The sequence below is a fragment of the Agromyces mediolanus genome (assembly GCF_014648575.1).
GTDB lineage: Bacteria > Actinomycetota > Actinomycetes > Actinomycetales > Microbacteriaceae > Agromyces > Agromyces mediolanus.
The window spans coordinates 1,495,664-1,505,471 of the sequence record NZ_BMRJ01000001.1; the positions used below are offsets into that span (position 1 = coordinate 1,495,664).

General features: G+C 74.6%; 11 protein-coding genes. 8 read left to right on the forward strand and 3 right to left on the reverse strand.

Translation table 11 applies throughout. From position 1 onward, the window contains the following. The first annotated feature begins 96 nt into the window (after window positions 1-96). From IEY71_RS07090 to IEY71_RS07105, 4 genes are all read left to right on the forward strand, one after another. Complete coding sequence (locus tag IEY71_RS07090; RefSeq protein ID WP_189084537.1) at window positions 97-648, forward strand: RNA polymerase sigma factor; 552 nt, start codon at window positions 97-99, stop codon at window positions 646-648. A gap of 139 nt (window positions 649-787) precedes the next feature. Then, window positions 788-2,086, forward strand: coding sequence for a hypothetical protein (locus IEY71_RS07095; RefSeq protein ID WP_189084538.1), 1,299 nt, complete (start codon window positions 788-790; stop codon window positions 2,084-2,086). A 55-nt stretch (window positions 2,087-2,141) separates the two neighbouring features. Then, a complete protein-coding gene (locus IEY71_RS07100) occupies window positions 2,142-2,981 on the forward strand; it encodes a DNA-formamidopyrimidine glycosylase family protein (RefSeq protein WP_189084539.1) in 840 nt (279 codons plus the stop codon). 54 nt (window positions 2,982-3,035) lie between these two features. Continuing rightward, window positions 3,036-3,824 carry a GNAT family N-acetyltransferase gene (locus IEY71_RS07105; protein WP_189084540.1) on the forward strand — a complete coding sequence of 263 codons (789 nt, stop codon included), beginning with the start codon at window positions 3,036-3,038 and terminating at the stop codon, window positions 3,822-3,824. A 38-nt stretch (window positions 3,825-3,862) separates the two neighbouring features. Here the strand turns inward: IEY71_RS07105 and IEY71_RS07110 are convergent, their stop codons facing one another. After that, complete coding sequence (locus IEY71_RS07110) at window positions 3,863-4,081, reverse strand: hypothetical protein (RefSeq protein WP_189084541.1); 219 nt, start codon at window positions 4,079-4,081, stop codon at window positions 3,863-3,865. A gap of 97 nt (window positions 4,082-4,178) precedes the next feature. Here IEY71_RS07110 and IEY71_RS07115 point away from each other — a divergent pair, with 97 nt between their 5' ends. Together IEY71_RS07115 and IEY71_RS07120 are read left to right on the forward strand one after the other, a co-directional pair. Further along, window positions 4,179-5,039 carry an Fpg/Nei family DNA glycosylase gene (locus tag IEY71_RS07115; RefSeq protein ID WP_189084542.1) on the forward strand — a complete coding sequence of 287 codons (861 nt, stop codon included), beginning with the start codon at window positions 4,179-4,181 and terminating at the stop codon, window positions 5,037-5,039. Window positions 5,040-5,094: 55 nt separating this feature from the next. Beyond that, a complete protein-coding gene (locus IEY71_RS07120; RefSeq protein WP_189084543.1) occupies window positions 5,095-5,670 on the forward strand; it encodes a GNAT family N-acetyltransferase in 576 nt (191 codons plus the stop codon). Window position 5,671: 1 nt separating this feature from the next. On the opposite strand, the gene IEY71_RS07125 is transcribed toward IEY71_RS07120, so the two are convergent. Beyond that, window positions 5,672-6,271, reverse strand: coding sequence for an ATP-dependent endonuclease (locus tag IEY71_RS07125; RefSeq protein ID WP_189084544.1), 600 nt, complete (start codon window positions 6,269-6,271; stop codon window positions 5,672-5,674). Between the two features lie 103 nt (window positions 6,272-6,374). Here IEY71_RS07125 and IEY71_RS07130 point away from each other — a divergent pair, with 103 nt between their 5' ends. Then, the gene (locus tag IEY71_RS07130; protein WP_229781565.1) at window positions 6,375-7,187 is read left to right on the forward strand and encodes a putative protein N(5)-glutamine methyltransferase; all 813 of its coding nucleotides are present in this window, start codon (window positions 6,375-6,377) and stop codon (window positions 7,185-7,187) included. Window positions 7,188-7,202: 15 nt separating this feature from the next. Here the strand turns inward: IEY71_RS07130 and IEY71_RS07135 are convergent, their stop codons facing one another. Further along, complete coding sequence (locus IEY71_RS07135; protein ID WP_189085114.1) at window positions 7,203-7,871, reverse strand: phosphoribosyltransferase; 669 nt, start codon at window positions 7,869-7,871, stop codon at window positions 7,203-7,205. Window positions 7,872-7,993: 122 nt separating this feature from the next. On the opposite strand from IEY71_RS07135, the gene IEY71_RS07140 reads away from it, so the two are divergent. Next, window positions 7,994-9,754 carry a VWA domain-containing protein gene (locus IEY71_RS07140; protein ID WP_189084546.1) on the forward strand — a complete coding sequence of 587 codons (1,761 nt, stop codon included), beginning with the start codon at window positions 7,994-7,996 and terminating at the stop codon, window positions 9,752-9,754. Window positions 9,755-9,808 lie beyond the last annotated feature (54 nt).

The following is a 9,808-nucleotide window of genomic DNA, read 5'->3' on the forward strand; positions in this document are numbered from 1 at the left end:
ATCCGCGATGTCGTGCAAGACTCTCGCCGGAGGCGACACAGACAGGGCGTGAAGCGTGTGAGCACCGACGAGATCGCCCCGGACGAAGGGGAGCCCATGCCCGAGGACTCGGAGCGCCGCGCCGAGCACGACGCCTCGGCGCCTGCGCCCGAACCGTTCGACGAGCGCGGCTGGTTCGAGGGCGTCGTCCGCGAGCACGCCGGAGCCCTCGTCCGCTACTTCGCCCGCCGCGGTCCCCGCCAGGATGCGGAGGACCTCGCGGCCGAGGTGTTCGCGACCGCCTGGCGTCGACGGGCCGACATCCCCCGCGAGGCCGTGCTGCCGTGGCTGTATCGCACGGCGGGCTTCACGCTCGCGAACCACCGGCGCAAGCTCGTCGACCTTCCGGTCGAGACCGTGCCGGAGCGGGGGACCAGCGCGGTCGCCGAGGATCCGGAGCTGAGCCTGCTCTTCGACGCCGAACTCCGCGGCGCGCTCGAGAGCGTCGGCGAGCGCGATCGGCGCATCCTCCTGCTCCACGCCTGGGAAGGGCTCGACGGGGCGGAGCTGGCGGCGGTGCTCGGCATCAGCCGTTCCGGCGCGGACGCCGCGCTTTCCCGCGCCCGGGCGCGGCTCCGCGAGGCCTGGGGCGAGCGGCTGGCGTTCTGACCCCCTCGCTGCCGGCCCCGGGTGCCCGCGCCGGCGGGCCAAGCCGGGAGCCGGCACATCCCGAGCGCTGCAAGCTCAGGCGCCCCCACGACATATCCCAGATGACGGCGGCCCCGGCCCCGCGAGGAGAGGCGAAGACATGAACGACGAGACGCACGACGAACAGGACCCGATGGCGCGGCTGCGTGGCGCAGACCCGGCCGCCGGGCTCGAGCCGCGAGCCGGCTTCGCCGAGGAGACCGTCGCGCAGGCGATGGCCGAGACGACCGCCCCGGTCGCCGAACTCGGCAGCGCGCGGGCGAAGCGGCGGCCGCGCTGGTTGCCGATCGCCGCGGTCGCCGCGTCGATGCTCGTGCTCGGCGGCGGCGCCGGCTACGCGGTGGCCGCGCTCGGCGGCGACCACGGCAGCACGCTCGCAGGGGCGCCCCCGATCTCGCTCCCGAACGGTCAGGGCGGGGCGCAGAACGGTGCACCGCTCCAGCCCGGCGCCGGTCAGCCCGAGATGGCGCAGGACAAGGCGATGGCGGGATCCGGGGCGAGCGACCTCATGATGCCGTGGGGCTGGGGACGCAACCACTTCACGTCCTCCGGGTTGTCGACGGAGGCGGGTCGCGCAGCGGGCTACGGCTACGACCCCGGCGCGGCCGCAGACCCCGCGACGATCGGCGCGCTCGCTGCCTCGCTCGGGATCGACGGCGAACCGGTGCTGAAGGACGGCTCCTGGACGGTCGGAGCGCAGGACGGCACGGCCCCCTCGCTCTGGGTCAATCTGGACGGGACGCTGAGCTTCTGGTACTCCGACCCGGCGATCTCGCCGTGGAACTGCCCGGCCGACGCCGCGTGCGAGCCGAGCGGCGCGCTGCCGAGCGAGGGCGCCGCGATCGACGCACTCCGCTCGATCATCACCGCCAGCGGGCGGGACGCGTCGTCGTTCGCCTTCGGCTCGGAGACCTGGGAAGGCGCGGTCACCCGGACAGCGCAGGCCTGGCCGATCGTCGACGGGCAGCGGCTCGACCAGGCCTGGACGCTCGAGCTGGCCGAAGACGGGATCGTCTCGGTGTCGGGCGGTCTCGCCCCGATCATCGGGCTCGGCGAGTACCCGGTGGTGAGCGCGGACGAGGCGTTCGGCCGCCTCTCCGACCCGCGCTTCGGCGCCCAGCGCACCGGCGCCGTCGACGTGCTGCGAGCCGACGCGGCCACGGAGAGCGAGACCTGGGTGCCGCCGACCGCTCCGCCCGCGACGCCCGCGCAGGGCGCCGCGGTCGCCTGGCCGGTCACCGAGGTGCGCATCGTCGACGCCCGCCTCGGGCTCGCGAGCCAGTGGCAGCCGGACGGCAGCGTGGTCGTCGTCCCCGCCTACGAGTTCACCGACGCCGACGGCGGCACCTGGTCGGTCATCGCCGTCGCCGAGGAGTCGCTCGACTTCGGCGCGGAGTGACCCGGTGGGCCACCCCTCGCGTGACGCCGTCGGCGGGACGTGAGAGGGTGGCCCCATGCCGGAGTCGCCAGAGGTGCAGGCGCTCGTCGAGGAGCTCGGCGAGCGCATCGTCGGCCGCGTCGTCCGCGAGGTCGACGTGCTCGAGTTCCGGGTCGTGAAGACCCGCCCCAGGCCGCCGGGCGAGCTCCTCGGCGCGCGACTCGCCGCCGTCGCCCGACATGGCAAGCACGTCGATCTCCGCTTCGACGACGGCCGGCATCTCGTCGTCTCGCTCGGCCGGCACGGCTGGGCGCGCTGGGGCGGGGCGGATGCCGCGACCGACGCGCCCCCGGTCCTGCTCACGATCGGCTTCGACGAGGGGCCGGCGCTCGAACTCACCGACGCCGGCGGCTGGGTGTCGCTCGGCGTGTCGGTGGTCGACGATCCGGCGGAGGTCTCGGCGATCGCGAAGCTCGGGCCGGACCCGGCCGACCCCGGGTACTCGCGCGAGGACTTCGATCGGGCGTTCGCCGGCCGGCGCAAGCAGACGAAGGCCGTGCTCCAGGAGCAGGAGTCGATCGCGGGCATCGGCAACGCCTACTCCGACGAGATCCTCTTCCGGGCGAGGCGCTCGCCCGTGGCGCACGCGGCGAGCCTGTCCGGCGCGGAGCTCGACGGCCTGTTCGAGGCGACGGTGGGCGAGATCACCGAGGCCATCGCGGCGCGGCGGGGCATCCCGATCGGCGGGCTCAAGGCCGCCAAGGTCGCCGAGATGCGGGTCCACGGCCGAACCTGGCAGCCGTGCCCGGAGTGCGGCGGCACCATCCGGGACTTCGCCTTCGCGAGCACCGTCGGCCAGTACTGCCCGAGCTGTCAGACGGGCGGCGAGCTGCTGCCGGAGCCGTCCCAGCGCTGAGGCGCTGCGCCGACCGGTTTGCCTCGGCGGCCCGCGATCGCCGAGCATGGCGGGATGGACGAACGCGCCGAACTGCTCCTGGCCTATGACGACGAGCTCCGCACGGAGGCCGAGGTCCGCGAGGCGCAGGCGGTCGATCGTCTCGGTCCGCTCTTCGTCGCCCGCTTCGCCGGAGGCCGTGGCTTCGTCAGCTACCGCGACCTCGGCGGCGCCACGGCCGAACGCCTCGGCGAACTCGTCGCCGAGGTCCCACGGCGCTTCGCCGCGGATGAGCGGGTCGTCGAGGCGGAGTGGAAGACGCGCGGCCACGATGCCGCGCCCGGGCTCCACGAGGCGCTGCTCGCGCACGGCTTCGTGCCCGAGGAGCCCGAGTCGATCATGATCGGCGCGGCGACGAAGCTCGCCGTCGACGTCGAGCTGCCGCCCGGGGTGGTGATCCGTCGTGTCGTCGAGGAGCGCGAGGTGCGCGCGGCGAGTGCGATGCAGGACGAGGTGTTCGGCGGCCCCGTCTCAGAGGCCCGGGCGGACGAGCTCCTCCGCAAGCTCGCCCGAGGGGACGGCGTCGAGGAGTGGGTCGCGGAGGTCGACGGCCGCTTCGTCAGCGCCGGCCGGATCGAGCCCGTGCCCGGCACGCGGTTCGCCGGCATCTGGGGCGGGGCGACCCGCGAGGAGTGGCGCGGGCGCGGCATCTACCGGGCGCTCACCTCGGCGCGGGCGCGCTCGGCGCTCGCGCAGGGCAAGACGCACATCACCAGCGACTCGACCGAGTTCTCACGGCCGATCCTGGAGCGTTCGGGCTTCGTCAAGGTGTCGACGACGACCCCGTACGTCTGGCGGCGCTGAATCTCTGGCGGCGCTGAGCGCACGCCGGACGCGTGCGCTCAGGCCGCGGCGTGGGAGAGCGGGGCGACGAGGACGCGGACGGTGGCTTCGGGCGCGGCCGTGAACCGACCGGCCGCGCCGTCGACGGTCGTGTACTCGACGCGGATGCCTCGCCCGATGCGTCGGACGCTGGTGATCTCGTAGTGGCGGCCCGTGGTGTTCACGAGCGTGTCGCCGACCCGCAATTCGCGGGTCTGCCGGAGCTCGATCTCGTTCATGCTGAGAGTGTCTCAGCACCCACCGACATTCGCCTCGGCATCCGCTCGCCAGGCCTGAGCGCTTCCGGATGTCGGCGGCGGATGGCAGCATCGAGGCATGCCGGAGCTCCCCGAGGTGCAGGCGCTGACGGCGTTCCTCGACGAACGCGCGGTCGGTCACGCCTTCGCGTCGCTGCGGGTCGCCGCCATCGCCGCGTTGAAGACGTTCGACCCGCCGTTGTCGGCGCTCGAGGGGCGCGCCATCGAACGGGTCGCGAGACACGGCAAGTTCATCGACCTCGACGCGGGTGGGGTGCACCTCGTGTTCCATCTGGCCCGCGCCGGGTGGCTGCGCTGGTACGACGAGCTGCCCGCCACCCCCGTGAAGCCGGGCAAATCGCCGCTCGCGCTGCGGGTACGGCTCGACGACGGCTCAGGCTTCGACCTCACCGAGGCCGGCACGAAGAAGTCGCTCGCCGTCTCCGTCGTCCGCGATCCCGCCGAGGTGCCCGGCATCGCGAGACTCGGCCCCGACCCGACGGCCGACGAGTTCACTCTGGCCGACTTCGCCGCCGTGCTCGACGGGCGGCGCACGCAGATCAAGGGCCTGCTGCGCGACCAATCCGTGTTCGCCGGCATCGGCAACGCCTACTCCGACGAGATCCTGCACGCCGCCCGCATGTCGCCGTACGCCCTCGCCGCGAAGCTCACGCCGCAGCAGGTCGAGCAGCTCTACACCGCGATGCGCGAGACGCTCGCCGAGGCGGTGGCCGAGGCCTCCGGAAAGCCGCCGGCCGAGCTGAAGGACGCGAAGCGGCGCGCGCTGCGCGTCCACGGCCGCACGGGGCAGAGCTGCCCGGTGTGCGGCTCCACCATCCGCCAGGTCATCTTCGCCGACTCGACCTTCCAGTACTGCCCCGGCTGCCAGACCGGGGGCAAGGTGCTCGCAGACCGGGTGCTGTCCCGCCTCGTCAAGTAGCTGCGGCGGCCCGCGCGGCTGCGGCCGGTCGGGGTCGCTGGCAGACTGGGAGGCGATGACGACTGCGAACGTGTCCTGGCCCCGTCCCGCCGGCCGCCTCGAACTGCGGCTGCCGACCGCCGAACTCCTCGACCGTGTCCTGGAGTGGCGCAACCGTCCGGAGGTCACCCGCTGGCTGCTGCACACCACCGTCGAGCCCGAGGCGTTCCGCACCGCGTGGCTCGACAGCATCGCCGACCCGACAGACCACTCCGCCATCGCACTGCTCGACGGCGAGGTCGTCGGCACCGGCTCGCTCTCGCTGAGCGACGCGATGGGGCAGAGTCACGTGCCCGACGGCCCGTGGCGCGGCGCCGAGGCCGACCTCGGCTATCTCATCGATCCAGCGCACGCCGGCGCCGGACACGCGACCGAGATCGCTCGCGCACTGCTCAGCCTCGCCTTCGACGAGCTCGGAGTGCGCCGCGTGACCGCGGGCTGCTTCGCCGACAACACCGGCTCCTGGCGGGTGATGGAGAAACTCGGGATGCGGCGCGAGCAGCACGGCGTGCGCGACTCCTGGCACGCCGAACTCGGCTGGATCGACGGCTTCACCTACGCCATGCTCGCCGAGGAGTGGCGGGCGGGCTGAGTCACCCGAGCTCGAGCTCCAGGCGGTCGAGGAGCCGACGGAGCGGCTCGGGCGTGGTCGAGGCATCCAGCCGCTCGGCGAGCTGCGCCGCGAGGGCGCGCTTGCGCCCCGCGCCGCTGCCGGCGAAGCGGTGCAGCTGATCGGCCCGCGCCCGGTCGCGCCACTCCGGCTGGCGCTGGAATCTCGCGAACCGGCCGGCGTCGCCGATCTGCCGCAGCGCGTCCTCGACCGCATCGGTGCCGAGGGCTCGGATGAGCTCGTCCTCGAGGTCGCGAACGCAGACGAAGAAGCCGCGTGCGGCGAGACCGTCGCGATCCAGCATCGCCCCGCCTTCGGCGAGCGCGGCCGCCACGAAGCGCTCCTCGGGGGCGTCGGCGAGTCCGAGCAACGCCGTCTGCGGATGGGCGGTCCGGAGTTCGGCGACCACGTGGCGGATGTTCGTGACGCCGTGCATCGGCACGAGTGCGGCTCCGCCCGCCCCGCCGTGGAAGCGGATGCCTCGCGAGGCCGCCAACCGTTCGACGACGACGGCGTCGCTGTCGCCCTCGACGAGCACGGCCGTCCGCGGCGCCGTGCGGCCGGCGAGTTCGAAGACGCGCATGATGAGCCCAGCCTGGCAGCGGGGGAGCAGATCCGCCAGCGCTCGACGACGCGCAGTACGGGCTGGACGGGTCGCGCAGGGCGGGCGGGAGGATGATGGGGGCGTGACCACCCCGCCCGCCGTCCCGGATCTCGCCGCGCTCGCCGCGCGGCTCCGCGCCGCCGGCTGCGTGTACGCCGAGGAGGAGGCCGCGCTGCTGCTCGATGCGGTGGCGGCGTCGCGCCCGGCGGCTGCGAGCGAACTCGAGCGGCTCGTCACCCGCCGCGAAGCGGGGGAGCCGCTGGAGCAGCTCCTCGGCTGGGCCGAGTTCGACGGCCTCCGGCTGCAGCTCGAACCCGGCGCGTTCGTGCCGCGGGCTCGCACCCTGCTCGTCGCCCGCGAGGCCGTGCGGCTCGCGCGCCGCGCCTCCCCACCGGCGACGGTGCTCGACCTCTGCTGCGGCGTCGGCGCGATCGGGGCGGTGCTGCAGCGAGAGCTGCCCGACGTGCGGCTCCTCGCGGTCGATCTCGACGAGGCCGCGATCGCGGCCGCGCGCCGCAATCTCGAACCGGCCGGCGGCGTCGTGCGCCAGGGCGATCTCTTCGACGCCGTCCCCAGCGGATTCCTCGGCGGATTCGACGTCATCGCGGTGAACGCCCCCTACGTGCCGAGCGCCGAGATCGCGCACATGCCGCCCGAGGCGCGCGAGCACGAGCACCGCCTCGCCCTCGACGGCGGGCGCGACGGGCTCGCCCTCCACCGCAGGATCGCGGTCGAGTCCCCGCGATGGCTGCGAGCGGGCGGTGCGGTCGTCATCGAGTGCGGCGCGCGGCAGGCGGAGCGCTCCGCGGCGCTGTTCGCGCGTGCGGGGTTCACGAGCGAGGTCCTCGCCGACGAGGCGCTCGACGCGACGGCGGTGCGGGCCCGGCTGAGCTGAGCTGAGCGCGATGATTCACCCCGGCGGGGTTCGGCGCAGCAGCTGGTCGACGAGCTCGTCCGGCGTCTGGGCGAAGTCGAGGTACCAGGCGCCGACCGCGTGGAAGTCGGCCGGGGCAGACAGCACGACCGACTCGTCGAAGCCGTCGAGCTCGGCGAGCGCCTGCGGGGATGCGACCGGGGCGGCCAGCACCAGCCGCGCGGGCTCGAGCGCCCGGAGCACACGTCCGGCGGCGGCGACGGTCGCGCCCGTCGCGATCCCGTCGTCGACGAGCACGACGGCGGCATCGCGGACCGCGGCGGCCGAGGCATCCGTGCGCCACCTGGCCGCGCGCCGCTCGACCTCCGCGGACTCGCGGGCGACGATCGCAGCGAGCTCCGCCTCGTCGACGGCCACCGCCTCGACGACGTCGTCGTTCCACACCACGGCCGCGCGCGCCCCGGCACCGGCGCCGGCCTGCCCGACCGCCCCCATCGCGAGCTCCGGCTGACCGGGGACGCCGAGCTTGCGCACGACGATCGCCTCGAGCGGAGCTCGGAGCCGAGCAGCCACCTCCGCCGCGACGGGCACGCCGCCGCGGGGGATGCCCACGACGACGAGCGGCTCCGGCCAGCTCGCTCGCCGGTGCTGCAGGGCTTCGCCGAGCAGTCGCCCGGCGTGGGCTCGATCGCGGAACGGTTCCATGACGTTCACCGTCGTGCCATCCTCGCACGATCCCCTATGCTGTTCTCGTTCTCTTCCCCCTCGAACGGGGGAGCCCGTTCGAGGGGCGGCGGCGAAGCGGCCGACGCTCACCTGGAGTGCACGTGGGACGACACAGCGACCCGGTACCCGAACCGGGAACCCGATCGCGCCGTGACGCGAGACACGCCGAGCGCCGCAGCGCCGGCACGCCCCGCCGCCGGCGCGCCCTGATCGCCGGCGGCGTCGCCGTGCTGCTCGTCGCCACGGGCGGCGCGCTGTGGGCGGGCGGGGTGATCGCACCGCCCGCCTCGCCCGCCGCCGCCGAGGGGTGCCCGACCCCGCGCGCGATCGTCGTCGTGGCCGATCCGTCGATCGCCGGCGCCGCACGCGAGACGGCGAAGCGGCTCGGTGCCGACGCGGACGCGTGCCTCGCCGCCGAGGTCGTCTCGCAGGACTCCGCCGACACGGCCGCGGCGCTCGCCGCGGGCACCTTCACGGGCGACGCGTGGATCCCCGATTCGAGCGTCTGGGTGGCCCGGCTCGGCGCACTCGCCCAAGCATTCGGACGGCAGGCGCCGGTGCTCGACTCGCAGGGCTCCGTCGCCGTGTCGCCCATCGTGCTCGCGACCCCGAGCGCCGCGGCGGACGCGCTCCCCGTCGAGCCGAGCTGGTCGGCGATCCGCGATCGGACGCTCACCGCGCTGCTGCCCGACCCGGAGGCGAGCGCGGCCAGTCTCGCCGCGCTCTCCGCGGTGCAGGCGGTCTCCGCTCCCGAGGAACCCCGGCAGCTCGCCGCGGCGATGCTCGCGCTCGGCCGGGTCATCCCCGCTTCGGCGGACGCGGCGATCTCCTCGGCGGCGGCCGGTTCGGTCGTCGTGATGAGCGAGTCCGAGGTCGCCCGCCACAATCGCGACCGCCCCGCGCAGTTGCTGATCGCGAGCTATCCGGCCGACGGCACCGTGGTGCTCGACTACCCCTTCGTGCGGGTGCCGGCGCCGGCGGGCTCCGGCTCGGCCGACGCCATCGAAGCCGCCCACGCGGACACCGCGACCGGCATCGTCGATTTCGAGGCGGCGCTCAGGGCCGAGGCCGGTCCGCTGCTGCACGCCGGGCTCCGTCGCCCGGACGGCTCCGGCACGATCACGACCTCGGGCGTCAGCGCGGAGCTGCCGTTCCCCGGCACCGTGCTCGAGACCGCGCTCGCCGCGGATTCGCTCGGCGCGGGCCAGCTGGAGCTGCTGCGGCAGTGGGGCGTCATGACGCTCCGCTCCCGCATGCTCGCCGTCATCGACGTCTCGGGGTCGATGGCCGACCCGGCGGGCGACGGCCTGCGCCGGATCGACCTGTTCCAGCGGGCCGCCGGCGGTGCCCTCGCCCAGTTCTCCGGCGAAGTGCAGCTCGGCGTCTGGGTCTTCTCGACGGCGCGCGACGGCGAGCGAGACTGGGAGGAGCTCGCCCCCATCGCCCCGCTCGCGGACGAGGGGCACACCGCGCAGGTGATGGGGGTGGTGGCCTCCTTGCCGGACCGGCTGGGCGGCGCCACCGGCCTGTACGACACGACGCTGGCCGCGGTCGATCGCGTTCGCGAGGGCTACGACCCGAAGAAGATGAACTCGGTGCTGCTCATCACCGACGGGCGCAACGAGGACGAGGGCGGCCTCGAGCTCGACCAACTGCTCTCGCAGCTCGCCGCACGGCAGGACCCCGAGCGACCGGTCCCCGTCATCATGGTCGGCTTCGGGCCCGACACCGACCTCGAGGCGATGCAGCGCATCGCCGAGGTGACCGGCGGCGCGGCGTACTCGGCGACGAGGCCCGAGGATCTCGGCATCGTGCTCGTCGATGCGCTCTCGCAGCGCGCCTGCCGCCCCGACTGCGGCTGAGCCCAGCCTGGCCGCACCGCCCGCGACCGGACGGTGGAGCGCGCACGGCGACGG

Excerpts from the sequence above, each read along its gene's own strand:
- IEY71_RS07095 (WP_189084538.1), top strand. The coding sequence starts at position 788 with ATGAACGACGAGACGCACGACGAACAGGACCCGATGGCGCGGCTGCGT.
- IEY71_RS07135 (WP_189085114.1), bottom strand. The coding sequence starts at position 7,871 with ATGGAACCGTTCCGCGATCGAGCCCACGCCGGGCGACTGCTCGGCGAA.
- IEY71_RS07100 (WP_189084539.1), top strand. The coding sequence starts at position 2,142 with ATGCCGGAGTCGCCAGAGGTGCAGGCGCTCGTCGAGGAGCTCGGCGAG.
- IEY71_RS07120 (WP_189084543.1), top strand. The coding sequence starts at position 5,095 with ATGACGACTGCGAACGTGTCCTGGCCCCGTCCCGCCGGCCGCCTCGAA.
- IEY71_RS07090 (WP_189084537.1), top strand. The coding sequence starts at position 97 with ATGCCCGAGGACTCGGAGCGCCGCGCCGAGCACGACGCCTCGGCGCCT.
- IEY71_RS07105 (WP_189084540.1), top strand. The coding sequence starts at position 3,036 with ATGGACGAACGCGCCGAACTGCTCCTGGCCTATGACGACGAGCTCCGC.
- IEY71_RS07115 (WP_189084542.1), top strand. The coding sequence starts at position 4,179 with ATGCCGGAGCTCCCCGAGGTGCAGGCGCTGACGGCGTTCCTCGACGAA.
- IEY71_RS07110 (WP_189084541.1), bottom strand. The coding sequence starts at position 4,081 with ATGAACGAGATCGAGCTCCGGCAGACCCGCGAATTGCGGGTCGGCGAC.
- IEY71_RS07125 (WP_189084544.1), bottom strand. The coding sequence starts at position 6,271 with ATGCGCGTCTTCGAACTCGCCGGCCGCACGGCGCCGCGGACGGCCGTG.